At 38.0% G+C, this 22,904-nt stretch carries 26 protein-coding genes and 1 riboswitch; of the genes, 13 read left to right on the top strand and 13 right to left on the bottom strand.

The genetic code is table 11. The features are described from left to right. The 4 genes from CSB87_RS01840 (at window position 1) to CSB87_RS01825 (ending at window position 3,363) form a co-directional block, all read left to right on the top strand. On the top strand, window positions 1-489 hold the full coding sequence (locus CSB87_RS01840) for a molybdenum cofactor biosynthesis protein MoaE (RefSeq protein WP_004886830.1): 489 nt from the start codon (window positions 1-3) through the stop codon (window positions 487-489). 23 nt (window positions 490-512) lie between these two features. After that, window positions 513-1,436 carry a bifunctional molybdenum cofactor biosynthesis protein MoaC/MoaB gene (gene moaCB / locus CSB87_RS01835; RefSeq protein WP_004886834.1) on the top strand — a complete coding sequence of 308 codons (924 nt, stop codon included), beginning with the start codon at window positions 513-515 and terminating at the stop codon, window positions 1,434-1,436. Continuing rightward, complete coding sequence (locus CSB87_RS01830) at window positions 1,436-2,671, top strand: molybdopterin molybdotransferase MoeA (RefSeq protein ID WP_004886838.1); 1,236 nt, start codon at window positions 1,436-1,438, stop codon at window positions 2,669-2,671. The genes moaCB and CSB87_RS01830 overlap by 1 nt, the downstream gene beginning before the upstream one ends. A 209-nt stretch (window positions 2,672-2,880) precedes the next feature. Continuing rightward, complete coding sequence (locus CSB87_RS01825) at window positions 2,881-3,363, top strand: winged helix-turn-helix transcriptional regulator (RefSeq protein ID WP_004886841.1); 483 nt, start codon at window positions 2,881-2,883, stop codon at window positions 3,361-3,363. Between the two features lie 10 nt (window positions 3,364-3,373). On the opposite strand, the gene CSB87_RS01820 is transcribed toward CSB87_RS01825, so the two are convergent. Then, on the bottom strand, window positions 3,374-4,768 hold the full coding sequence (locus tag CSB87_RS01820) for a PLP-dependent aminotransferase family protein (RefSeq protein WP_025466830.1): 1,395 nt from the start codon (window positions 4,766-4,768) through the stop codon (window positions 3,374-3,376). 121 nt (window positions 4,769-4,889) lie between these two features. Here CSB87_RS01820 and CSB87_RS01815 point away from each other — a divergent pair, with 121 nt between their 5' ends. After that, entirely contained in the window at window positions 4,890-5,753 is an 864-nt protein-coding gene (locus CSB87_RS01815; protein WP_004886847.1) for a DMT family transporter, read from the top strand. A gap of 4 nt (window positions 5,754-5,757) precedes the next feature. Here CSB87_RS01815 and CSB87_RS01810 read toward each other — a convergent pair whose 3' ends face one another. The 4 genes from CSB87_RS01810 to tusD are packed head-to-tail and all read right to left on the bottom strand — an operon-like array spanning window position 5,758 to window position 7,154. Then, window positions 5,758-6,069, bottom strand: a complete 312-nt coding sequence (locus tag CSB87_RS01810; RefSeq protein WP_001047539.1) for a TusE/DsrC/DsvC family sulfur relay protein — start codon at window positions 6,067-6,069, stop codon at window positions 5,758-5,760. A 19-nt stretch (window positions 6,070-6,088) separates the two neighbouring features. Continuing rightward, window positions 6,089-6,373: a hypothetical protein gene (locus CSB87_RS01805; protein WP_004886852.1), complete on the bottom strand. Its 285-nt coding sequence runs from the start codon at window positions 6,371-6,373 to the stop codon at window positions 6,089-6,091. Between the two features lie 17 nt (window positions 6,374-6,390). Continuing rightward, window positions 6,391-6,741: a hypothetical protein gene (locus tag CSB87_RS01800; protein ID WP_004886854.1), complete on the bottom strand. Its 351-nt coding sequence runs from the start codon at window positions 6,739-6,741 to the stop codon at window positions 6,391-6,393. A 44-nt stretch (window positions 6,742-6,785) separates the two neighbouring features. Then, the gene (gene tusD / locus CSB87_RS01795; protein ID WP_000105718.1) at window positions 6,786-7,154 is read right to left on the bottom strand and encodes a sulfurtransferase complex subunit TusD; all 369 of its coding nucleotides are present in this window, start codon (window positions 7,152-7,154) and stop codon (window positions 6,786-6,788) included. Window positions 7,155-7,219: 65 nt separating this feature from the next. On the opposite strand from tusD, the gene galE reads away from it, so the two are divergent. Both galE and fumC read left to right on the top strand, forming a co-directional pair. Further along, window positions 7,220-8,227, top strand: coding sequence for a UDP-glucose 4-epimerase GalE (gene galE / locus CSB87_RS01790; RefSeq protein WP_004886857.1), 1,008 nt, complete (start codon window positions 7,220-7,222; stop codon window positions 8,225-8,227). Between the two features lie 114 nt (window positions 8,228-8,341). Continuing rightward, complete coding sequence (fumC, locus tag CSB87_RS01785) at window positions 8,342-9,736, top strand: class II fumarate hydratase (RefSeq protein WP_004708382.1); 1,395 nt, start codon at window positions 8,342-8,344, stop codon at window positions 9,734-9,736. A 117-nt stretch (window positions 9,737-9,853) separates the two neighbouring features. Here the strand turns inward: fumC and CSB87_RS01780 are convergent, their stop codons facing one another. Both CSB87_RS01780 and CSB87_RS01775 read right to left on the bottom strand, forming a co-directional pair. Beyond that, a complete protein-coding gene (locus tag CSB87_RS01780; protein WP_004886862.1) occupies window positions 9,854-10,150 on the bottom strand; it encodes a hypothetical protein in 297 nt (98 codons plus the stop codon). Between the two features lie 182 nt (window positions 10,151-10,332). Then, window positions 10,333-10,794, bottom strand: a complete 462-nt coding sequence (locus CSB87_RS01775; RefSeq protein ID WP_004886865.1) for a hypothetical protein — start codon at window positions 10,792-10,794, stop codon at window positions 10,333-10,335. A gap of 312 nt (window positions 10,795-11,106) precedes the next feature. On the opposite strand from CSB87_RS01775, the gene CSB87_RS01765 reads away from it, so the two are divergent. Together CSB87_RS01765 and CSB87_RS01760 are read left to right on the top strand one after the other, a co-directional pair. Beyond that, a complete protein-coding gene (locus CSB87_RS01765; protein WP_004708388.1) occupies window positions 11,107-11,598 on the top strand; it encodes a hypothetical protein in 492 nt (163 codons plus the stop codon). A gap of 146 nt (window positions 11,599-11,744) precedes the next feature. Beyond that, a riboswitch (glycine riboswitch) is annotated at window positions 11,745-11,832 on the top strand. 177 nt (window positions 11,833-12,009) lie between these two features. After that, entirely contained in the window at window positions 12,010-13,254 is a 1,245-nt protein-coding gene (locus CSB87_RS01760) for a D-amino acid dehydrogenase (protein ID WP_004886869.1), read from the top strand. Window positions 13,255-13,301: 47 nt separating this feature from the next. Here the strand turns inward: CSB87_RS01760 and CSB87_RS01755 are convergent, their stop codons facing one another. Further along, the gene (locus tag CSB87_RS01755; protein WP_004708391.1) at window positions 13,302-13,946 is read right to left on the bottom strand and encodes a hypothetical protein; all 645 of its coding nucleotides are present in this window, start codon (window positions 13,944-13,946) and stop codon (window positions 13,302-13,304) included. 103 nt (window positions 13,947-14,049) lie between these two features. On the opposite strand from CSB87_RS01755, the gene ispF reads away from it, so the two are divergent. Then, a complete protein-coding gene (gene ispF, locus CSB87_RS01750; RefSeq protein WP_002049661.1) occupies window positions 14,050-14,532 on the top strand; it encodes a 2-C-methyl-D-erythritol 2,4-cyclodiphosphate synthase in 483 nt (160 codons plus the stop codon). Here ispF and CSB87_RS01745 read toward each other — a convergent pair. From CSB87_RS01745 to glnL, 5 genes are all read right to left on the bottom strand, one after another. Further along, window positions 14,529-15,053, bottom strand: a complete 525-nt coding sequence (locus tag CSB87_RS01745; protein WP_004886872.1) for a protein tyrosine phosphatase family protein — start codon at window positions 15,051-15,053, stop codon at window positions 14,529-14,531. The genes ispF and CSB87_RS01745 overlap by 4 nt on opposite strands. A 192-nt stretch (window positions 15,054-15,245) precedes the next feature. After that, window positions 15,246-16,166, bottom strand: coding sequence for an ornithine carbamoyltransferase (gene argF, locus CSB87_RS01740; RefSeq protein WP_004708394.1), 921 nt, complete (start codon window positions 16,164-16,166; stop codon window positions 15,246-15,248). 113 nt (window positions 16,167-16,279) lie between these two features. Then, window positions 16,280-16,933, bottom strand: coding sequence for a multidrug efflux transcriptional repressor AdeN (adeN, locus tag CSB87_RS01735; protein ID WP_004708396.1), 654 nt, complete (start codon window positions 16,931-16,933; stop codon window positions 16,280-16,282). A 276-nt stretch (window positions 16,934-17,209) separates the two neighbouring features. Further along, window positions 17,210-18,703: a nitrogen regulation protein NR(I) gene (gene glnG, locus CSB87_RS01730; protein WP_004708399.1), complete on the bottom strand. Its 1,494-nt coding sequence runs from the start codon at window positions 18,701-18,703 to the stop codon at window positions 17,210-17,212. After that, window positions 18,690-19,799 carry a nitrogen regulation protein NR(II) gene (glnL, locus tag CSB87_RS01725; protein WP_002049598.1) on the bottom strand — a complete coding sequence of 370 codons (1,110 nt, stop codon included), beginning with the start codon at window positions 19,797-19,799 and terminating at the stop codon, window positions 18,690-18,692. The genes glnG and glnL overlap by 14 nt, the downstream gene beginning before the upstream one ends. 341 nt (window positions 19,800-20,140) lie before the next feature. On the opposite strand from glnL, the gene rimO reads away from it, so the two are divergent. The 3 genes from rimO to frr all read left to right on the top strand — a co-directional run bounded on the left by rimO (window position 20,141) and on the right by frr (window position 22,904). Next, the gene (gene rimO / locus CSB87_RS01715) at window positions 20,141-21,484 is read left to right on the top strand and encodes a 30S ribosomal protein S12 methylthiotransferase RimO (RefSeq protein WP_000856678.1); all 1,344 of its coding nucleotides are present in this window, start codon (window positions 20,141-20,143) and stop codon (window positions 21,482-21,484) included. Between the two features lie 51 nt (window positions 21,485-21,535). Further along, window positions 21,536-22,264 (top strand): UMP kinase, encoded by a 729-nt coding sequence (gene pyrH / locus CSB87_RS01710; protein ID WP_000852257.1) that lies wholly within the window; start codon window positions 21,536-21,538, stop codon window positions 22,262-22,264. 85 nt (window positions 22,265-22,349) lie between these two features. After that, a complete protein-coding gene (frr, locus tag CSB87_RS01705) occupies window positions 22,350-22,904 on the top strand; it encodes a ribosome recycling factor (RefSeq protein WP_002049637.1) in 555 nt (184 codons plus the stop codon).

Genomic DNA, 22,904 nt, shown 5'->3' with positions numbered 1-22,904 from the left:
ATGAAAGAGTTTGCAAGAATACAAGAGCAGGCTTTAAGCCTAGATACTTTTGATCCGATTCAATCTTTTCCTGAATGTGGCGGTATCGATATTTTTATGGGTACGGTTCGTAATCACCACGAAGGTAAAGCGGTAAAGGCGCTGAAATATACATCTTATAAACCGCTTGCAGAAAAAATGATACGTGAAATTGAACTAGAAATTGAGAAAAAGTATCAGGTATCTTATGTGCGAGTGGTTCATCGAATTGGATATCTAGATGTTGGTGAAACAGCCATTATTGCGATTGTGTATGCAGCCCATCGCCGTGAAGCTTTTCAAGCATGTGAGGAAGCAGTCGAACGGGTAAAACATGAAGTGCCTGTCTTTAAAGAAGAGTTCTTTACAGATGGCACAAGTCATTATGTAGAGGGCTGTTGTATTCGTAAGGATGCGCCGCACGACCACAAACATCACCATCATCATGCCGGCCATGAGCACTCACACTGAAATATGTAACACTAGGATAAATAATGAAAAACGTAGGAATGAAGCCGGAAAGTTATCGTGTTGCCGAAGCACAAGCGATTTTATATGCACCACCCGCCTGTATTGAACTATTAAGACAAGGAAACACGGAAAAAGGTGATGCATTAAAAACAGCACGTGTTGCAGGAATTTTGGCAGCAAAACGAACTGATGAGCTAATTCCACTATGTCATCCGTTACCGATTTATCGGGCAGATGTTGAATATGAATTGGAAAATGACTTTGTAAAAATTATTGCTGTTGTTGAAACTATTGGTCCAACTGGCGTAGAAATGGAAGCTTTAACGGCGGCAAGCCTTGCAGGCTTAACTATCTATGACATGTTAAAGCCTCATTGTGAACCAGAAGAACTCTGGATGGATCAATGTAAACTACTGAAGAAAAAAGGCGGAAAATCCCATTTTAAACGGGTATTGCGTCAGCCTGTTTCGGCTGCGGTTATTGTCTTGTCAGACACCGTAGCAGCGGGTAGAAAGCCGGATACTGCTGGAAAATCTGTGGTTGAAACTTTAACTGAAGCTGGCTTTGATCCGATCCATTACCAAATTTTGCCCGATGAAGCAGATGATCTCAAAGAATTGGTTTTAGAACTCACCAAATCGTATGCTTGTATTATGACTGTGGGTGGGACAGGAATTGGTAAGCGTGACATTACAGTTGATACGCTAGAGCCTCTTTTAGAACGTAAATTAGATGGCTTAATGGAAGCTGCTCGCTCATTTGGACAAAAACGCACGCCATATGCTGCTATGTCACGCGGAGTAGCAGGGTTTATTGACCGTTCGTTAGTAGTGACATTACCGGGAAGCCGTGGTGGCGCAAGCGAATCAATGGCCGCTATTTTACCCGCATTAGTCCATATTTTTGATGTTTGCCGTGATTTACCACATCCAGGAGGCTATGAATAATGTCAGGTTGTGGTGCTGAGCGTGGATTAATCAGTATAGATGAAGCGCTAGATTTAGTTATTAATAAGCCTAAAAACTTAAGCTCTATTCAAAAGACTCTAACAAATAGCCTAAGTAGTTATCTTGCCAAAGATATTTACTCTGAAATTAATTTACCAAGTTTCTCTCAAAGTGCAGTTGACGGTTATGCACTTTGTAGCCATGCAGAAGATTTAAATAATCAAAAGTTCCAAGTCACAGGTGAGATTCGTGCCGGAAGCGAGAGTCATGATATACTCGGTGAAGGTCAGGCAATTCGTATATTTACGGGCGGCAAAATTCCTGAAGGGACAACGCATGTAGCTCGACAAGAAATCGTATCGGTTATTTCGGCCCAAGAAATTTGTTTAACGGAACATATACGTCCTCAAGCCGATATCCGCTTTACCGGAGAGGAAATCCAGCAAGGGCAGTTGCTTGCTCAAGTAGGACAACTTTTGAATATTGGAAGTTTGGCTGCTTTAAGTATGGCGGGTGTGCAAACCGTTGAAGTCTATCGTGCACCGAAAGTCGCTGTTTTGATCACGGGTGATGAAGTTGCCGAAACAGCAGAAGATCTAGCTGAAGGTAAAGTCTTTGATGCAAATGGCCCATTACTAAAAGCTTGGTTTGAAGATTATGGTTTAGATATCGAACTCATTCACGTAGCAGATGAAGCAGAGCAGGTCACCCATTACTTTAATCAACTAAAAGACAGCCATGATGTTGTTATAACGACTGGCGGAGTGTCGGTAGGAGACTACGACTTTGTACGGCCCTGTGCTTTCGAAGTTGGGTTTGAACAAATCTTTTGGAAAGTTAAACAAAAACCGGGTAAACCTTTATTCTTTGCCGAATACCATAATTCACAAACCCAACATTCTTGCTATTTGTTAGGCTTACCGGGCAATCCAGCTGCGGTATATGTCGCAATGCAAATTTACGGAAAATCTTTGCTTGATGCATTGCAGGGCAATAGACGCGGACCAGAATGGTTTACCGCAATTTTAGAGCATGATTTAAAAGAAGATGCACGTGAGCGTTTTTTACGAATGTATGCTTATTTTGATGCAGGACAACTTAGGGTAAAAGGTTTGGCCAAGCAGCAGTCCCATATGCTGAGTAATCTTATGCAAGCCAATTGTCTAGTCCGTATTCCTGCGAGTACAAAACTAGCATCAGGAACTGTGCTAAAGGGAATCTTTATTTCAAATTAACTTATAAATAAGCTGAATATAATTAATCCATACGGATGGATTAATTATATTTTATATCTATTTTTAGTGACTGTTATTTTAAAAAAATAAGCTTTATAAATATACTGAAAACTTATTTCTAAGCTCTATATTGCATATAACATATTAAGTGGTTTAGGGTATAAATAATATGGCAAATAGGCCAGTTTTATATTGAGGAAAGCATAAAGATGAAATGGGATGACATCGGTGATCAGCCTTGTTCAGTTGCCCGCATGCTATCAGTGATTGGTGATCGATGGACGATGTTAATATTACGTAATGCTTTTATGGGAATTCGCCGTTTTGATGATTTTCAAAAATCATTAGGTGTCACTCGTCATGTCCTTTCTGATCGCTTAAAAAGGTTGGTTGAATACGAAATTTTAGTAAAAGCACCTTATTTTGACCGTCAGGAGCGTTTTGAATATCGTCTCACGGATAAAGGCTTTGAGCTTTATCCAATTATCTTATCTATGGCGAACTGGGCAGATAAATGGATGGATCAAGGTTTAGGTAAACCTTTGGAATATCGTCACAAAACATGTGGACATAAGTTTGAACCTGTTATGGTGTGTTCAGTATGCCGTGAGCCATTACATGCAAAGCAAGTTCAGGTTTCGGCTGGGCCGGGCTATTTTGCTTATATGCAACAAAAGCAAAAACAGGCTTAAACTCGGTTCTCTAACCTAACGACTCTTGTAGAAGTGCTTCTGCAAGAGTCTTATAAATATAATCATGATTTGATTGAGTAATATTAAAACGGATAAATTGACCTGCTGATTGTGCTTGGCTAAAGGCATTACCCGGGGCGAGAATCACTTGCCGATTCAGACAAAACTGGGCAATCTTCGCTGCATCTACACCTTCTGGTAGACGACACCACACAAAAATTCCAGCCTTGGGTTCAATCCACGGTTCTATCCCAATCGATTTGAGCTTCGTGATTGTTTCTTGCATGGCTTGAGCTAAACGAACTTTTAATAAATCTAAATGCTTACGGTATGAACCATCGGTTAAAGCTGTGTGTAAAATCTTGGCTGAGAGTCCATTGTGAGAAAAACTGGTAGCAATTTTTAAATCGGTAATCTGATCAATCCATTCTGGTTTTGCAATAATGTAGCCGCAGCGAATAGAGGCAGAAAGCGTTTTAGAGAAACTTCCAATAAAAATCACGCGTGAAAGGTTGTCTAGGGCTGCAAGTCGTGGAGCTGGAGTATATTCAAAATCCGAGAATATATCGTCTTCAATCACAATTAAATTAGATTGATCAATCAACTTCAGTAATTGATGAGCTGTCGAGAGTGAAAGCGTTGCGCCAGTGGGGTTATGTATTCCTGAATTTGTAATATAAAGCCGAGGATTATAGATCTCAATCGCTTCTTTAAATGCCTCTAAGTCTGGGCCATTTGGAGTGTATGGAATACCAATAACTTTAACTTGATGAACTTTAAGTAGAGCATGAAAATTAAAGTAACATGGGTCATCAATTAGAACTACATCATCTGGTTTAAGTAAAAAACGACAAACCAGATCAATAGCTTGAGTGCCTGAATCGGTTAGAACAACTTGATTGAGATTTGCCTCTATACCTTTATTTTGTGCTCGCCTAGCCAGTAAATCTCTTAATACGGGCAGCCCTAACGGTGAAGAATAACCCATTAAACTATCATCTTCACTTCGTGTAACAGATCTTAATGCCTTACGAATACTTTCAAGTGGCATCCAGTCATTAGGTAACCAACCACAACCGGGCTTAAACGCATCAGGTTCTGCCTCTAAAGACTGACGTGAAATCCATAACGGATCTATTGAGCGATCTAGTTTGGGTCCTAATTCACTTAAGTCTAAAGGAGCAAGTGGTGCCACTACATAAAAGCCCGATCCACTACGTGATTCAATTTTACCTAGGGCAATTAATCGTTCATAAGCTTCGACAATCGTAGAAACTGAAAAACCTAAATCTTTGGCCAGCTTGCGCACAGAGGGGAGTCGAGTTCCCGGAGTCAAAGAGCGATTCTTAATTTGTTGTTCAATCTGTGAAATAACAAGTTCGATTTTTGTTTTTGTCTGGTTCACGTTAATCATCTCTACTGTACTGCTTATTTATACATAACAGTTTTTTAAAATTGTACTGCTTTGTATCTGGTTTTGACACCATATCACAGCTTAAATTCTTCGTATAGTTGCGGAGAATAATATGCAAAAGTTTATGAACGGTTGGGTAAATGGTTTTATTGGCGTTGCAATTTTTGCAGGCTCGTTACCCGCTACCCGTGTTGCGGTAACAGGTTTTGAGCCTGGTTTTCTAACAGCAGCAAGAGCTGTCATTGCAGGAGTCTTGGGCTTAATTCTTATCTTTTTACTTAAGGAAAAAAAGCCTGCTAAACAAGACTGGTGGCCGCTGGCTATTGTGGCTTTAGGCGTTGTAGTTGGGTTTCCATTATTTACGGCGCTTGCCTTGCAGTATATGAACGCAGCCCACTCGATTGTCTTTGTTAGCGTTCTACCGCTCACTACTGCCATATTTGCAGTAGTGAGAGGTGGAGAAAAACCAAATTTATTTTTTTGGATATTTGCAATTTTAGGCAGTTTAGTTGTTTTTACCTATATGTTCTTTTTGTCCGGTGAAGCATCTTTTGGCATTGGCGATTTATACATGCTTATTGCAATTATTTTGTGTGGATTTGGCTATGCAGAAGGTGGAGTGCTTTCGAAAAAAATAGGTGGATGGCAAGTGATTTGTTGGGCGCTTATTTTAGCTTTACCGATTATGCTGCTCGCTACTCTTTTTTATATGCCCGTTTCCTTTCAAGATGTATCTACATCGGCGGTAGCAGGACTGGTTTACGTATCTTTATTTAGTATGCTCATCGGGTTCTTTTTCTGGTACAAAGGTCTTGCTCAAGGCGGTATAGCTGCAATTAGCCAGCTACAACTTTTACAACCATTAATGGGACTCGCGATTGCTGCACTTTTATTACATGAACATGTAAGTTGGTCGATGTTAATGGTAACGGCAGTAACAATTTTATGTGTCGCTGCCGCTAAAAAATTCGCATAAAAATTTATAAACAATTTGCCGGTTTAGGAATACCTGCTAAGCGACTGAGATGGCGAGCAACTAAACCGGTATTAAATTTTTGCTGTAAAACAGCATTATTAATATCTGGACTTACGGTTTTCATTAAAAACTTAATCAAAGGACGTGTTGCAGGAGAATGCCCAAATTGCTGATAAAATTGGCGAACCGCAGCTAAAACTTCAAAATGCCAATCTGTTAATTCAAGATCGAGAGATTTGGCGAGTTCCTGTGCTACTTCGGGATTCCAAATCGTATAGTCGACTAAATGACCATCTTGATCTAATTCTAAATTCATAAAAATGAGCCTAACTATATTATTTCAAAGAAATACATCGATTAAATTGTAAAACCAGATCCGCAAACTGGTCATAGTTCAATACCTTAACGTGAGCCAAGGTTTCTGCATCAATTAAATCTTTTTCATGAGACAAGCAAGAAACTGAGCCAAACTGCTGACAAATACTTACTGTAAGTTGAGCAGTTGAGTCACCCATAAAAATAAGTTGATCATCTTTATGGAACAGTTTTGCAAGTTCTTCAATAATGCGAGGAGTATGGTGATAAGAAGCTTGCACAAGATAAAGAGTTGATTGCGTCATTAAAATTACACCTTTATCTACCAATATAAGACATGATCGAAAGATTGGATGAGTTTCGTATCTAGCTGAACAAATTCTAGTTCCTGCTCACTGTTTTGAACAAAAGGATGCTGTTTATTTTTGTCTTCAATAAGAATTGGGCTTAAGTCATAAAACTCAAAGCTATCTACCATATTTGAAGCAATTTTAAATGCATGCTGCAATTGGTCAAAGTTACGTTCATTTTGTAAAAGACTAAGAGCCGCATCTTTTAATAATACTTTGACTGGTGAGCCAAAGGTTGCTAAAACCATAGTAGCGGCGAGGCTTTCATTGACTTGTAGGCTGGTTAAATTGGCTTGGGTCAAAATAACGAGTACAGTTTTCACACAATATACCTTTTAAAAGCAACAATCTAAGTTAATAAAGTAACTTAGAATTGAAGAAGACGAGAGGCTGACTGTACTGCATCAGCAAGTTCACCTAGTCCAACCAACTCAAAGTTGTTCGCTAGGTTGTGATGACTAAGTTGATGACGACTCGCATTTTCTGCATCGGTAATCCCACGTGCAAGAGCTGCGCTGACACAGACAGGAAGTCGGATCGCGAGCTTTTGCCATTCATGCGTTAAATTACGCTGGTCGTCAGGAACCCATTGAAAATCATTCGCAACTTGAACGCCATCTTGGTAAAAGAATACACGAAAGTCTTCATTTTTACTTTTGAGTGCCTGAGCAAGGCCTAGCGCATGCCAAGCATGGATCGAAGTAGGAGCAGAGGTTATTAGTAGTAATGTACTCATTGAGAATTCACTATGGTCATACGTCTAAATGGGCGTAGATACATTAAGAGAAAGGTAAGTATACAATGATTTTAGTGACAGGTGGTTTAGGCTTTATCGGTTCACACATTGCATTGAGTCTATTGGCTCAAGGCCAAGAAGTGGTTATTGTCGATAATTTGGCTAACTCGACCTTGCAAACGCTTGAGCGGTTAGAATACATCTCTGGTATGTACGTTCCGTTTGTTAAACTTGATGTACGTAATACACCTGCATTGAACAAAGTATTTGAACAGTACTCAATCGATGCAGTTATTCACACAGCTGGTTTTAAATCTATTGAAGAGTCTAATTTAAAACCGCTCGAATATTACAATGACAATGTCAGTTGCATTATGAGCCTGTTACGTGCAATGCAGCGTACTGGTGTTCGTCATTTTATCCATTTATCTAGCTTGGCAGTCTATGGAAAATCTGGTTTGCAGTTAAGCGAAACAGAAGACTTCAACTATGCTTATCCTAATCCATATATTAAATCTCAACAGATGATTGAAGAAATCATTAGAGATACTCATAAAATTGATCATGAATGGAAAATTGCAATCCTACGCCTATCAAATATTGTAGGTGCTTTTGAGCATGGTGTATTAGGTGAATATGTTGCACAGCTCCCTAAAAATATTGTACCGCTTGCATTACAAGTTGCAGCGATGCAGCGTGATTTAATTGAATTACAAGATCAGGTTTCGACCGAAGACCATACAGTAGAACGTAGCTTTTTACATGTATTAGATGTATGTGAAGCAGTAAGCTTAACTTTACATTGGTTACGCGATCAAACCCATTGCTGTGAAGCTTTTAATATTGCTCATGAGCAAGTGCAATCGATTCGTCAATTATTAGATGAAATTTCACAGGTTACCCAAGCCGAAATTCCGACGCAATCGGCAATTTATAAGCATGAAGAGTTGGCTCAATTGGGTGCAAATATAGGAAAAGCAAAAACTTTATTACAATGGAATCCGAAACGAACTTTAAAGCAAATGATTGAAGATGAGTGGAGATTCTATCAAAATACATTAAATGGAAGATAAGATAATGATTCTTATTTACAATAATGAAATGCTTGAGTACGATATTAAAATTAACTAGCCAAAGCAAAAATTGCTTCAGCCCGTGAGTTCTTTAGCCACATAACCGAGGTTTCTATGCAAACACGAATTGAACATGACACTATGGGTGAGATTGAAGTTCCAAATGAAGCGCTATGGGGAGCACAAACCCAACGTAGCTTACAGAACTTCAAAATCGGGCAGGAGCGTTTACCCCGTGCCATGATTCGAGCGATGGGCTTGGTAAAAAAAGCTGCGGCAATAACCAATGCAGAGTTGGGCCAGTTACCACAAGATTTGAGTCAGTACATTGTAGGTGCTGCCGAAGAAGTGATTGCAGGGAAATGGGACTCACAGTTTCCACTCGTAGTTTGGCAAACAGGTTCTGGTACGCAAAGTAACATGAACTGTAATGAGGTGATTGCAAATATTGCAAATCAAAAGCTAGGCCAAGCGCTCGGAGCACAAAAGCCAGTACATCCAAATGATCATGTTAACCGTGCACAATCTACTAATGACTCATTTCCAACGGCTATTCATGTTGCGGCAAGTTTGCAAATTAATGAATTACTGATTCCAGCTGTAGAGCAGCTTAAAGCGACTTTGCAGAAGAAGTCAGATGAATTTCAAGAGATTGTCAAAATTGGCCGTACCCACTTACAAGATGCGACGCCACTAACACTTGGCCAAGAATTTAGCGGTTATGTTTCTCAGCTTGAGCACGGTTTAGTACGCTTACAACAAGCTTTAAGTGGTTTGTATGAGTTGCCATTGGGTGGTACAGCGGTAGGAACTGGTTTAAATGCTCATCCTGACTATGCTGTTAAAGCCGCAGCTCAGCTTGCAGCTTTAACGGGTTTGCCATTTGTTACTGCTCCTAATAAATTTGAAGCACTTGCAGGACGTGATGCAGCTGTTTTTGCATCAGGTGCATTAAAAACTTTAGCAGTAAGCTTAAATAAAATTGCTAACGATATTCGTTGGTTAGCAAGCGGACCACGTTGTGGTTTTGGTGAAATTCGCATTCCTGAAAATGAGCCAGGCTCAAGCATTATGCCGGGTAAAGTGAACCCGACCCAAAGTGAAGCAATGACTATGGTGGTTGCACAAGTGCTTGGTAATGATACGACTATTAATGTCGCTGGTGCTTCGGGTAACTTCGAACTTAATGTATTTATGCCAGTAATCGCTTATAACTTACTGCAATCTATTCAGCTTCTTGGTGATGCGTGTAATAGCTTTAATGACCACTGTGCAGTAGGAATTGAGCCTAATCGTGACAAAATTGATCACTTCTTGCATAACTCTCTCATGCTGGTTACTGCATTGAATCCGGTTATTGGTTATGAAAACTCTGCAAAAGTGGCGAAAACTGCTTATAAAGAGAATAAAACTTTAAAACAAGTAGCTGTTGAGCTTGGTTTAGTTACAGCAGAACAATTTGATGAGGTCGTTAAACCTGAAAAAATGGTTTCACCAAATAGTAAATAAGCAGTCTATATAGCCATCAGTAGTGCCATTTTGTACTGAGTGTACAGATAAACTACTGATGGCTATTATGTTTACACCTTAAATCTAGAACTTTAACTTATAGATTGAGAATAAAAGCTACATCAGTAGATCTTCTATATATTCCCAACCATTTACTTTCATTTCTTCAAATTTTCTTTTTAGTTCTTCTTTCGTGTATTCATGAGCATCTTTTGCTAAAAGAATATGATAAGAATTAGAGGCTGGGTCTATAGTGACCTCACTAATTTCTACAGGTTCAATCACACCATTTTCGGTTAAACCAAGATCAGTAAAGCACATTCCTTTTACTGGTATAACGCTACATTCATATTCTTTCGAAATAAAGTAATGGTTTGAATAAGTTGAATAGGTACGTGAAGCGCGGATCTTCATTGATCTCTCCTTTATTTGTAGAGAAGATTTGTATAGTCTGGCGTCTTTTAGCAGTTAAAACTGTTTAATTTTTATTGCTTATTTACTATGGATCTTTGTTATTTAAAGTTTTTTTAACAATCTATATCAAAACTATTATAGAAGCCTTCCATCAGAAAGAAGGCTTCAGAAAATATAAAAGCTTATTTTAAAATTTTATAAACTTTCTCTTTGTATTCATCATTGGAAATGACTCCTTTATCGTATTGCTGTTTTAATGATCTATATTGTTGAATACGAATATCCCTTTTAAGGCTTATATCATCATGATTTCTAATATAGTAGAGACTTCGCTCATGATCGCTCATGTTCACTGTCGGGTCAGGAAAATGCGAGTAGGTATTTTGTGATTTCTCATCTTGATATTGTTTGGCAATTTCAAAAAAATCTACTCTTTGCTTATTAGAATCGGAGTGAAAAGAATTGTGTTGTGATTCACTAAACTTATGACTTGAAGTGTTACTTACCTCAAGCATACTTCTATGGCGGTTCGATTCTTGGTCATAAAATTCTTGTTTAATTGGGGAAGTAATCGTTTCAGAAAATACCAAAGAAGAAAAAGTACTAATACTTAAAAATAATAAAATTAATTTTGATCTATTCATTTCTTTGGAAGCCCAGATGAAATTGAGTAAATCAATGTATTATAACATTAAATTTAAAAGTAGACTAAAAAATAATATATTTAAAATATATGCATTTTTAAATTTTTGAAGTTGTATGAGATTTATTTGCAAGTTTCTAGGTTGTAATTATTTCTTGATTAAGCTTTATCAAACCAACTTAGAGTTGAATAAGCTGCCATAATTGTTAAAATGCCCACCTTATCCTGTTTTTCTATTGTTTTTAATTTTTATTTATTTTGCGATATGGAAATTAAACACATAATAAACAGTTGTTTAGCTAAGGATTTTTGAATGCTCTCGATTTATTTAACAGATACCGAACAACATGTGCAGTTTAATGATTACCCGAGTGATCAGCCTGTTAAATTTCTGTTAAATCTTAAAAAGATTTTTCCAAGTACTGGTGATTTGCTGTTACCTGTTTTGCCTGAAGATAATAATCTGGAAAATGTCACTTGGGAATCAACGACGAAAGATTTTGAAATTTTCAAAAAATTGTTGGCCGGTTGGGGTGTTATTGAGCTTCGTTTAAATGCAATCACCACATATAAAGATAAAAATTTTGCAAATGAGTTAATTAAACAAGCTCAAGTGAAGCGAAAAAAAGTAGCGCAAAAAAATCATCAACTCTCTTTAGTTGCCTTAGATTACATTTTTATGCACGAAATTCATGCACTCATTGATGCTGAGTTGGTCACAATTGGTGAGAAGTTTTATTTACCAACCTTGAGAGAGCAGTGGAAAGGTCATGTTTCAGACCAAGTGCTTGAAGGAAAGCTTTAATAAATGGCAAAAGGTGAATTTAAATAATTCACCTTTTTTTGTAATTAAATCAAATAATTTCATATTTAATTGAATTGCTGTACAAAAGTTTACAAGAAAAGAATGCGTTTTTTTAAAAGTGGCAGATACATTGCTTATATAAATACAAAATTATTGCGGGAGAGAGGTTCTTAAGAACCCGCCGAAGGAGCAACAGGCCCGGAAACTCTCAGGCAAAAGGACTGTAATAATTAAAAAATCTGGAGAGCAGCTTAAGATTTATAAGCATGAAGAATAAAAACTTATAAGTCATAAACTCACCGAAGGGGAAGATCGAAATGCTAAAAGGTAGTATTTAGGTCGAAACTCTCAGGTACAAATGACAGATGGGCTGTACTGATGAAATGTTTTTGCATTTCAGAGGAGTCTGTTATGCCACATGTTATTGTGATTGGTGCAGGAATCACAGGGGTTACTTCAGCCTATGAATTATCTCAATTAGGTTACCAAGTCACAGTGATTGATCGTCATCTTTATCCAGCTATGGAAACATCATTTGCAAATGGAGGGCAATTATCTGCTTGTAATGCAGAAGTCTGGAACCAGAAAGCGACCGTTATAAAAGGTTTTAAATGGATGAGGAAAAAAGATGCTCCTCTATTACTTAATCCTTCTTTTAGTTTGCACAAATATAGCTGGTTAGTTGAGTTTTTATCTCATATTAAAAATTATGAGGCTAATACGATAGAAACTGTTCGTTTAGCATTGCTTGCTCGTAAGCGCTTATTTGAAGTCGCTGAAAAAGAGCAGCTTCAATTTGATTTGGAGAAACGCGGTATTCTTCATATGTATCATACTAAGGATGACTATGATATTGCCAAGCGAGTTAATGATGTCTTGAATAAAGGGACTTTAGAACGTTACTCCGTTTCACCTGAGGAAATGAAGTCAATCGAACCTTCTTTAACGGGTGAGTACTTTGGTGGTTATTACACACCAAGCGATGCAACTGGAGATATTCATAAATATTCAACCACTTTAGCTGAAAAGACTAAACAATATGGGGTGCAGTATAAGTTTGGCTTAGAAGTTACTGATATTAAGTGTCATATAGATAAAGTCGTACTGAATTGTCAGCCAAGTGCTGAGCATCCGCATCTTTCCCCAACAGATAGCTTTCAATTAGAAGGTGATGTTCTGGTGGTTTGTGGTGGTGTTGGAAGTTATCAATTGGCTGACATGATTGGTGAGCGTGTAAATGTTTATCCTGTAAAAGGCTATTCGATTACTGTCCAATTGAAAGATGAGAAAAGCATTAAAAATGCGCCGTGGGTAAGTTTGCTTGATGAGAGTGCCAAAATTGTAACCTCTCGTTTAGGACAAGACCGTTTACGTATAGCAGGTACAGCTGAGTTTAATGGTTACAATCGAGACATTCGTGCAGATCGTATTCAGCCTTTGGTTAATTGGGTGAACCGCAATTTTGACATTTCAACTGAGCATGTTGTGCCTTGGGCGGGTTTAAGGCCAATGATGCCTAATATGTTGCCTGTAGTGAAACAGTCTAAGCAATCACGGGTTTTTTATAATACCGGGCATGGCCATTTAGGTTGGACTTTGTCAGCAGCAACAGCTGTTTTGGTGAGTCAGGATATCCTGCAAAAATATCCAGCTTAAAAAGAAAAGCCAGTGTAGATGCACTGGCTTTTTTTATTTTATATCAATTAATCATATAGTCGATAAACGCCAGTAAATCGCTCACAGCCTTTTTGTTGAGTCTTTACAACAAGTAAGGCCTTTTGAAAATCAAATTTGTATTTGCAATTATGCTCGTTATCTAAAATTTCACTTTTTTGCTCAGGAGAGCTATAAGCCATTAATGAAATAGTTTGGGCTTCTTTTCGGTTATTCGGATTACGGTAAGCTAACCCTTCTATTTTGATTTTATCTTTAGCAAGTTGATGGATTTGTAAATGAACAGGTTGGGCTGCAATGTGCCCATTTTCAAATTTAAGGTAATGCTGTGTTAGGGTTTGCTTAAGTGAAGCATAAAAATTTAAATCATCACCACGTACGTCAAACTGTTGTTGAATACATGAATTGGTTTTACATTGTTGCGTATGTTTAAACCACAATGTTTGAGTATCTTGTAGAAGCTGTAATGGAGCATCTGTAACTAAGTATGCAGAAAGATATTTGTTATTAAGTTGCTTTCGTGCTTCGCTAAAGTTTTTTGAACAGATTTTGAGCTCTGATTTTGAGTTGGAGCAGTCAATGGATTCTGCAAAAACAAGCGATGAGCATAAACAACTCAATGTCACGACAAAACTTAATCTTTTCAATTGATTCATATCAGTATTCGACGGCATGATCGCTTATACTTTCAGTCTACTTTGCTAAGTGTACTATAGCGAAACACAACGGTTGAATACAAGATTTCTTAAGCTTTTATAATAGAAGGAAAGAGTTTATATGGTTGCTCAAATTCGTATTGGTCAAGGAATGGATGTGCATGCCTTTGAAGAGGGTAACTTCGTAACTTTAGCTGGCATTCAGATTCCGCATACGCATGGCCTGAAAGCACATTCTGATGGTGATGTCGTGTTACATGCACTATGTGACGCTTTATTAGGTGCACTAGCGCTTGGAGATATTGGTCAGCATTTTCCAGATACCGATCCAGAGTTTAAGGGTGCAGATAGTCGTGTACTACTAAAACACGTTTATCAACTAATCTTAGACCGTGGTTATCGTTTGAATAATGCTGATATTACTGTAGCCTGCGAACGTCCTAAATTAGCGAAACATAATTTAGAGATGCGACAAAGCATTGCGGATGTTTTGAATGTGGATTTAAATCAAATTAGCATCAAAGCGACCACTACCGAAAAACTCGGGTTTACTGGTCGCCAAGAAGGAATTTTAGCAACAGCGACGGTATTAATCTCTAATTAGACTAAATCATCAGCTTGTTGCAAAGACTGCTGGAGTTCTAAAGTAGCCTTACGGCCTTGTAGCTGTAAGGTAATACTATGGATAAGACCTGTCCAAGTTTCATTTGGCTCCCAAATTTCGTGCAGTAAATCTTGGGAAGTAGGCATGTCCATATTCATATAAAATTGTCTGTAGACATACATAAGACAGCTTACGCGTTTGTTTTTGGCACAATGTAACCAAACAATTTCATTTTGAACCAAATGATCAATTAAATCTAAAACCAGTAAGCATTGGTCAGAAGATGGTGTTTCCCAGTCAATTGGAATATGAATGTAATTTAAACCATACTCAAGACAAACCCGATCTTCGTTTTCAATACAATCTGGTGAGTTTGTCAAAGCTAAATTGATAACGGTACTACAACCATACTCTTTAATAAGTTTAAGCTGTTCAATAGAAGGTTGTGCTGAACTAAACAAATGTTCATGAATAATTGAAAATGCAGGGATTTGAGATAGTGATTCTTCAAGGGTTGTCATAATCGCACTCTACAAGAGTAGGCTTGGCTTATTGTGTAGAATGTTATACACGATTCTAGAGTGTAGTTGAAATATAGACTGTTTATATATTCAGCAACATCATGAAAAATTTTAAAAAAATAAACTAGAAAAATAAGTATTTTATAGAAGTAAAAAAAACAGCACCTTAAAGGTGCTGCTTTTATATCAAGATTAAGCTTTTTTTAAATTTTCATTCAATAAAAATTCCATTAAAGCTTTTTGTGCATGTAGACGATTTTCAGCTTCATCCCATACAACAGAGTTTTTATGATCAAGCATTGTTTCTGAAATTTCTTCACCGCGATGGGCTGGTAAACAATGCATAAATAAACAATCTGGATGTGCAAGACTCATCAGTTTTTCATTTACCTGAAAAGCCGCAAATGCGTTCTTACGTAATTTTTGTTCTTCTTCTTGCCCCATGCTTGCCCAAACATCTGTAACGATAAGGTCAGCATTTACAGCCGCATCTTCAGCATTATCAAAAAGCTCAACGCAATGACCAAATTCTGCTAAAAATTCAGGTTTAGGTTCAAAACCTTTGGGTGAAGCAATTTTTAATTTAAAACCCATTAAATGTGCAGCTTCAATATATGAGTTACACATATTATTACCATCACCAATCCACGCTACGGTTTTACCTTCGATACTACCGCGATGTTCAATGTAAGTTTGTAAATCTGCGAGTAGCTGACAAGGGTGGTGGTCATCAGTTAGGCCATTAATCACAGGAACTTTTGAATAAGATGCAAAACGTTCAACAATGTCATGACCAAACGTACGAATCATCACAATATCAAGCATACTTGAAATAACGCGTGCTGAATCTTCGATAGGTTCACCGCGACCTAGCTGTGTATCGCGAGGTGATAAAAAGATAGCGCTACCACCAAATTGATTAATACCGGCTTCAAAAGAAATACGCGTACGTGTACTCGATTTTTCAAAAATCATTCCCAATACTTTACCAACAAAAGGTTGATACACCTTATTGCTTTGTTGCATTTTTTTTAGTTCGCTTGCGCGCTGTAAAACGCGATGGAGTTCTAATGTAGATAGATCACGTAAAGTCAGGAAATGTCTTAAAGCCATGTAGCTACTCCATAATAATTGTCTTTGAAATACAACAATTATCTGTTGTTGGCTGGGTGGATGTGGGAAAAAAGAAGTCTACTATACTATAAGCATTTCAAAATGCAAAAGAATTAGACTTTATGGTGGCCTTTTAAGAAAATTTCTACACAATAATGAATATAATCAATTACTTCATATTCATTGGTTGGTAGTGGCATGCCCATAATCATACGCCACTCAATATCACGTAAAATCCCAAAATACATGAGAGATGAGTGATCGGGAGAGGTACAAGTAATTTCACCTGCTTGATGAGAAATAAGTAGTGCTTGAGCAATGGTATTTTGTACGTCTTGAGCGCATTTTTCGTATAAATATTGGCTCAAAGTTGCATTACACTGGGTTTGTTCAATAACCAAACGTAAAAAAGCAATATGCTCAGGTTGAATAATGTGGTTATAAAAACGGATGAGAGTTTGAATTAAGTATTCTTTTAAAGAAGCCTGATCTGGTTGAAATGCAATACAAATATCTTTAAAGAACATCTCACGGCGGTAATCGCAAATTGCAGTAAATAAACCTTCTTTATTACCAAAGTATTTATAAATAGAAGCTTTTGAACCACCAGCATGATTGACGATGTCATCTAAAGAGACAGCATCATATCCTTTTTCCAAAAACAGTTCGGTTGCGCTTAGCAATAGTGCTAAACGACGTTCTACACCGCGACGTGTTTGAGGCTTGTCACATATAGGAGGATATGACTCAAGGACTGGATCATGCATAAAATTTAATAACGACAATTAATACTGCTTAACTAGTATAACAAAACTATCTTTAAGGGTGGTCATCGCTATATTTTTAGGTTGCTTGATAAACAGCAATATAAAATTTAATTTGAATAAATATTTTAAAATACAAGTATTTGTGAAATATTTTGAAGGTTTTTAATGATGTAACTGTATGTTCACATTTTAGTTTAACCATGTCTTTTCAATGTAAATCAAGATAAAGAAAAAGCGACTAATAGATTTAGTCGCTTTTTCTTTTACGAATGATTATTAAGCTTCAGACAAAGTTACTTTGTGTTCATCCTCATCATCGTCATCAGCAGAATCCATACCTAGTTCTTTTAACTTTCGGGTTAGAGTGTTACGACCCCAACCTAATAGCTCGGCTGCATGACGTTTGCGCCCACGAGTTTGCTGTAGTGCAGCATTAATTAAAGTACGCTCAAACATTGGTGTAGCAATATCCAAAATCTTCATTTCGCCATTTTTGAGTTTTTGAATTGCCCATTGACTTAGTAGCTCATCCCAATGATGTAAAGAAATACGCTCAAAAGATGGAGCAGGTTGGCTAGCTTCACTATTTTTTTGGAGTGGAACTTGTTTAAGTTCTGAAGGTAAATCTTCTGGGTAAACCTCACGGCCAGTAATCATGACGGTTAACCAGCGGCAGGTATTTTCAAGCTGACGAACATTACCGGGCCATGGTAATTGCTGCATATAGTCAGTTGTCTCGGTACGTAAAATCTTTGGACTTACGCCTAACTCTTTACCAGCACGAGCCAAGAAATGTTGAGCTAACATCGGAATATCTTCACTTCGATGTGCAAGCTTAGGAATATGAATACGAATTACATTTAGACGGTGGTATAAGTCTTCACGGAAGCGACCTTCATTTACCAATTTTTCTAAATCTTGGTGTGTTGCCGCTACGATCCGAACATCAACTTTAACAGGGATATGCCCGCCAACGCGGTAAAACTCACCATCTGCGAGTACACGTAGTAATCGCGTCTGTGTTTCAAATGGCATGTCACCAATTTCATCAAGGAAGAGAGTGCCGCCATTGGCTTGTTCAAAGCGACCTTGATGTTGAGTATTAGCGCCAGTAAAAGCACCTTTTTCATGGCCAAATAATTCCGTTTCAATTAAGTCTTTCGGAATTGCTGCCATGTTTAGAGCAATAAATGGTTTGGCTCTGCGTGGTGAATGCTTATGTAAAGCATGTGCAACTAATTCTTTACCTGTTCCTGACTCACCATTAATTAAAACGGTAATATGCGACTGAGATAAGCGACCAATTGCTCGGAAAACCTCTTGCATAGCTGGAGATTCACCAATAATTTCTGTCGATTGTAGCGGAGAAGCAGTTTTTGTAGCCTCTTGTTGCTGCAATTTATTGATATGTAAAATTGCTCGATTGACTAAAGCTAAAGCTTCATCAATATCAAACGGTTTTGGTAAATACTCAAATGCACCAGTTTGATAGCTAGATACAGCAGACTCTAAGTCCGAATGCGCTGTCATAATGATCACAGGCAAATCAGGATGAGAGTTTTTTACTTTAGATAAGAAAGTTAACCCATCAATGCCTGGCATACGGATGTCAGTTAAGATGACATCCGGCGCATCATGATGTAAACGTTCGAGTGCTGTTTGAGCTTCTTCAAAATTGGTGACGTCAAATCCTTCTTCTTTAAAGGTCTTTTCAAGTACCCATCGCATGGCGCGATCGTCATCAATAACCCATATTTTATTTCGCGACACGGTCTGACTCCCAAGGTAAATATAAGCTAAACATTGTTTTTCCAGGAACTGATTGGCATTCAATCATTCCGTTATGTTGATGCATGATGTTCTGTGCAATACTCAGGCCAAGGCCTGTGCCTTTTGCTCGTCCTGTAACCAAAGGATAAAACACAGACTCTAAAATGCTTTCGGGAATACCCGGTCCATTGTCCTCAATATCGACTCGTACCGCAGAGCGATTGAGTACACCATTAATAGTGACTAGACGTTGAATTCGGGTACGTAAAATTAATTCAGGCTCTTGATCTATAAAAAAAGATTTATTTTCTGTGATGGCTTGAATTGCATTAACGCTAATATTGAGCATGACTTGGATAAGTTGATCTCGATCGGCTTTTACATCCGGTAAAGATAAATCATAGTCACGCGTAATTTTGATTTTTTTCTTGGTTTGATTTGCGATTAAAGAGCGTACACGTTCCAAAGGTTCATGCACATTTACGTTTTCATAACTCGGCAGTTGTCTTGAACCTAGCATAGTGTCTGCTAAATTGGTGAGACGGTCTACCTCATTAATAATGACATCTGTAAATTCAGCATAACTCTCGTCATTTAAACTACGAGCAAGTAACTGAGTTGCACCCCTGATACCAGCCAGAGGATTTTTAATCTCATGAGCCACACCTCTAACCAGTTGTCTAGCCACCTGATGTTGTTGAATTAGGTTTTCTTCTTTAGAAATTTTCAACATCCGATCAATTGGATTTAGCTCAATAAGTAAGAGCGGGTGGTAGCTTTTGCCTGCATTTAACTGTGAAACCGTATAATCAACATGTAAGTCTTTAAAGTTGACATTAATTACAGCTTCACGACGTGTATAAGGCTGTCCTGTTTTTAGAGTATTGAGTAACGCTTCATGTGTATTAAAAGTATCATCAGGGGCATGAAGTAAATTTAAAACCGGTTGCCCAGAAGCGCGAAGCAAACTAATGTCAAAAAGTGCTTCACAAGCAGAATTTAAATAAAAAATATTAAAGTTACTATCGATTAGTAAAATCGCAGTAGTTAAGTTGTCTACCAAGAGGCGATAGTCGATAGGTGTGTGTTGATCCATTAGCGAATCGTTCCTGTCTTAAAATGGCGCAATGGCATCTTCATTAGTTATCGGTTTTCACCGTTATAGAACATGCATGATGCAAAATGTACGCCAACTTTGTTTATGGATTATTTTAAGGTTTTAAGCGTAGTTAAAGCGCTCTAAAATCGTTCTTAATATCTTTTGGTCAAAAATATGGATGTATATACCAATGATATCATGATCCAACTTGGTGCAATATTGAGTTTTGGTGCAAATATTGGTTGTATTTTGGTGCATTACACAAAGAGTGGGGTTTCCACCTATGCTTGAGACGAGAAAAGACATACAATACGCGCATTCAAGTGGAGCGCAGATTCATGAAGACCCCCAAAGTCGGTTTTGTTTCTTTAGGTTGTCCTAAGGCATTGGTAGATTCTGAACGAATTTTAACTCAGTTAAAGACTGAAGGTTATCAAGTTGCATCAGATTATGATGGTGCTGATTTAGTTGTTGTTAATACCTGTGGTTTTATTGAATCTGCAGTACAAGAATCGTTAGATGCAATTGGCGAAGCCATGAGTGAAAATGGCCGAGTTATTGTTACAGGTTGTTTGGGTAAAGACGAAGATAAAATTCGTCAAATGCACCCTAATGTTTTAAAAGTCACTGGTGCAGCAGCTTACCAGGACGTTATGGAAGCTGTACATGAATATGTGCCAGCACCGCCTAAACATAATCCGTTTATTGATCTTGTTCCTGAGCAAGGTATCCGTTTAACACCTAAACATTATGCTTATTTGAAAATATCTGAAGGCTGTAACCATCGTTGTACCTTCTGTATCATCCCAAGCATGCGCGGTGATTTAGTATCACGTCCGGTTGGTAGCGTATTAGAAGAAGCTGCCGCATTAAAACGCGCAGGTGTGAAAGAAATTTTGGTTATTTCACAAGATACTTCAGCTTATGGTGTAGATACTAAATATAAGCTGGACTTCTGGAATGGCCAACCTGTAAAAACCAAATTCTTTGACATGTGTGAAGCACTTGGACAGCTTGGAATCTGGGTTCGTCTACATTATGTATATCCATATCCACATGTTGATGCAGTAATCGATTTGATGGCTCAGGGTAAAATCCTGCCTTATCTGGATATTCCTTTCCAACATGCAAGCCCACGTGTTCTTAAATTAATGAAACGTCCGGCACATAGTGAAAATACTTTAGAAAAAATTAAATTATGGCGTGAAAAATGCCCTGATCTTGTAATCCGTTCTACTTTTGTGGTTGGTTTTCCAGGCGAAACTGAAGAAGACTTCCAGATTTTGCTCGATTGGTTGGTTGAAGCTCAACTTGATCGTGTAGGGTGCTTTACCTATTCACCAGTAGAAGGCGCTACGGCAAATGATTTACCAGATCATGTGCCAGAAGAAATTAAGCAAGAGCGTTACGAGCGCTTTATGCAAGTGCAGCAGCAAATATCTGCTGCCAAATTACAAAAACGTATTGGTCAAACGATGACTGTATTAGTCGATAGTTTGGAAGATGAATATCCTGTTGCTGTTGCACGTTCTTATGCCGATGCCCCGGAAATTGACGGTAATGTCTTTGTAGAAGATATCGATAAGAGCACGATTCAACCAGGCGATATGTTGGAAGTCGAAATTACCGATGCGGATGAATACGACTTATTTGCAAAGTTAATTAAAATTAAATCGGTCTAATCGAATCGCGATTCAAAAAGCATTCAGTTTAAGAGGTCTTGGAGCAAAATCATGGCGGAAACAATCAGCCCCCGTTATTCACGAATTTTATTAAAATTATCTGGTGAAGCTTTATCAGGTAATAAAGATATGGGTATTGATGCTCAAGTTTTAGATCAGATGTCACTTTCTATTGCGCATTTGGTAGGCTTGGGCGTGCAAGTAGGTATCGTTGTTGGTGGCGGTAACTTATATCGTGGAAGCCAGTTGCAAAAAGATGGTTTGGTTGGCCGTGTAACAGGTGACCAAATGGGTATGCTTGCGACTGTCATGAATGGTTTGGCAATGCGTGATGCATTGGTGCGTCGTAACATCAGAACTCGTCTTATGTCTGCACTACCAATTGGTACTGTTGTAGAGTCATACTCAAGTCGTGATGCAATTCGTCATTTAAGCCAAGGCGAGGTCTGTGTTTTCGTTGCGGGAACAGGAAACCCATTCTTTACAACTGATACAGCAGCATGTCTACGTGGTATTGAAATTGAAGCAAATTTAATTTTGAAAGCAACCAAAGTAGACGGTGTTTATAATAAAGATCCAAGCAAATATGAAGATGCAGTGAAATACGATCATTTAACATTTGATCAGGTGTTAGATGAGAAGTTAGGTGTTATGGATTTAACAGCAATTTGCTTATGCCGTGACCACAATGTGCCATTGCAAGTATTTGATATGAATAAATCTGGTGCGCTTTTATCAGTTGTAATGGGTGAAAAAGAGGGTACACGCGTTACTAAATAATGTACGTGTGCCGCAAAGCTCTTTATACTAGCGCTAAATTAAATTTGTTATATACATCCTTGAATAAATAAGTAAGGAAGATCATATGATTAACGATCTGAAAAAAGACAGCGAACAGCGTATGATGAAAACTCTTGAGTCTTTGGAACAAGGGTTTGCTAAAGTTCGTACCGGCCGTGCACACCCATCAATTTTAAATGGGGTAATGGTTCCTTACTATGGTTCTGATGTGCCTTTAAACCAAGTAGCGAACGTTGGTGTTGAAGATTCTCGTACGCTTATCGTTCAACCGTTTGAACGTACAATGGTATCTGCAATTGATAAAGCAATTCGTGAAAGTGATTTAGGTTTGAATCCAATTACTGCTGATTCAATCCGTGTACCTTTACCAGCTTTAACTGAAGAAACACGCCGTGATATGCAGAAAGTTGCACGCAGTGAAGCTGAAAATGCAAAAGTTGCTATTCGTAACATTCGTCGTGATGTTTTAGGTGATATCAAAGCATTATTGAAAGAGAAAGAAATCTCTGAAGATGATGAGCGTCGTGCAGGTGATGATATCCAAAAAATCACTGATAAATATGTTGCAGAAGTAGATAAGCGTCTTGCAGCGAAAGAAGCAGAATTGATGAAGGTCTAA

The organism is Acinetobacter sp. AR_0276 (assembly GCF_003000705.1).
Taxonomy (GTDB): Bacteria; Pseudomonadota; Gammaproteobacteria; order Pseudomonadales; family Moraxellaceae; genus Acinetobacter; species Acinetobacter nosocomialis.
This window is presented reverse-complemented; position numbering and strand designations above follow the sequence as displayed.

What these genes read in the sequence shown, in the direction of transcription:
- CSB87_RS01840 (WP_004886830.1), top strand. Translation starts at nt 1, where the DNA reads ATGAAAGAGTTTGCAAGAATACAAGAGCAGGCTTTAAGCCTAGATACT.
- moaCB (WP_004886834.1), top strand. Translation starts at nt 513, where the DNA reads ATGAAAAACGTAGGAATGAAGCCGGAAAGTTATCGTGTTGCCGAAGCA.
- CSB87_RS01830 (WP_004886838.1), top strand. Translation starts at nt 1,436, where the DNA reads ATGTCAGGTTGTGGTGCTGAGCGTGGATTAATCAGTATAGATGAAGCG.
- CSB87_RS01825 (WP_004886841.1), top strand. Translation starts at nt 2,881, where the DNA reads ATGAAATGGGATGACATCGGTGATCAGCCTTGTTCAGTTGCCCGCATG.
- CSB87_RS01815 (WP_004886847.1), top strand. Translation starts at nt 4,890, where the DNA reads ATGCAAAAGTTTATGAACGGTTGGGTAAATGGTTTTATTGGCGTTGCA.
- CSB87_RS01810 (WP_001047539.1), bottom strand. Translation starts at nt 6,069, where the DNA reads ATGAATTTAGAATTAGATCAAGATGGTCATTTAGTCGACTATACGATT.
- CSB87_RS01805 (WP_004886852.1), bottom strand. Translation starts at nt 6,373, where the DNA reads ATGACGCAATCAACTCTTTATCTTGTGCAAGCTTCTTATCACCATACT.
- tusD (WP_000105718.1), bottom strand. Translation starts at nt 7,154, where the DNA reads ATGAGTACATTACTACTAATAACCTCTGCTCCTACTTCGATCCATGCT.
- galE (WP_004886857.1), top strand. Translation starts at nt 7,220, where the DNA reads ATGATTTTAGTGACAGGTGGTTTAGGCTTTATCGGTTCACACATTGCA.
- fumC (WP_004708382.1), top strand. Translation starts at nt 8,342, where the DNA reads ATGCAAACACGAATTGAACATGACACTATGGGTGAGATTGAAGTTCCA.
- CSB87_RS01780 (WP_004886862.1), bottom strand. Translation starts at nt 10,150, where the DNA reads ATGAAGATCCGCGCTTCACGTACCTATTCAACTTATTCAAACCATTAC.
- CSB87_RS01775 (WP_004886865.1), bottom strand. Translation starts at nt 10,794, where the DNA reads ATGAATAGATCAAAATTAATTTTATTATTTTTAAGTATTAGTACTTTT.
- CSB87_RS01765 (WP_004708388.1), top strand. Translation starts at nt 11,107, where the DNA reads ATGCTCTCGATTTATTTAACAGATACCGAACAACATGTGCAGTTTAAT.
- CSB87_RS01760 (WP_004886869.1), top strand. Translation starts at nt 12,010, where the DNA reads ATGCCACATGTTATTGTGATTGGTGCAGGAATCACAGGGGTTACTTCA.
- CSB87_RS01755 (WP_004708391.1), bottom strand. Translation starts at nt 13,946, where the DNA reads ATGCCGTCGAATACTGATATGAATCAATTGAAAAGATTAAGTTTTGTC.
- ispF (WP_002049661.1), top strand. Translation starts at nt 14,050, where the DNA reads ATGGTTGCTCAAATTCGTATTGGTCAAGGAATGGATGTGCATGCCTTT.
- CSB87_RS01745 (WP_004886872.1), bottom strand. Translation starts at nt 15,053, where the DNA reads ATGACAACCCTTGAAGAATCACTATCTCAAATCCCTGCATTTTCAATT.
- argF (WP_004708394.1), bottom strand. Translation starts at nt 16,166, where the DNA reads ATGGCTTTAAGACATTTCCTGACTTTACGTGATCTATCTACATTAGAA.
- adeN (WP_004708396.1), bottom strand. Translation starts at nt 16,933, where the DNA reads ATGCATGATCCAGTCCTTGAGTCATATCCTCCTATATGTGACAAGCCT.
- glnL (WP_002049598.1), bottom strand. Translation starts at nt 19,799, where the DNA reads ATGGATCAACACACACCTATCGACTATCGCCTCTTGGTAGACAACTTA.
- rimO (WP_000856678.1), top strand. Translation starts at nt 20,141, where the DNA reads ATGAAGACCCCCAAAGTCGGTTTTGTTTCTTTAGGTTGTCCTAAGGCA.
- pyrH (WP_000852257.1), top strand. Translation starts at nt 21,536, where the DNA reads ATGGCGGAAACAATCAGCCCCCGTTATTCACGAATTTTATTAAAATTA.
- frr (WP_002049637.1), top strand. Translation starts at nt 22,350, where the DNA reads ATGATTAACGATCTGAAAAAAGACAGCGAACAGCGTATGATGAAAACT.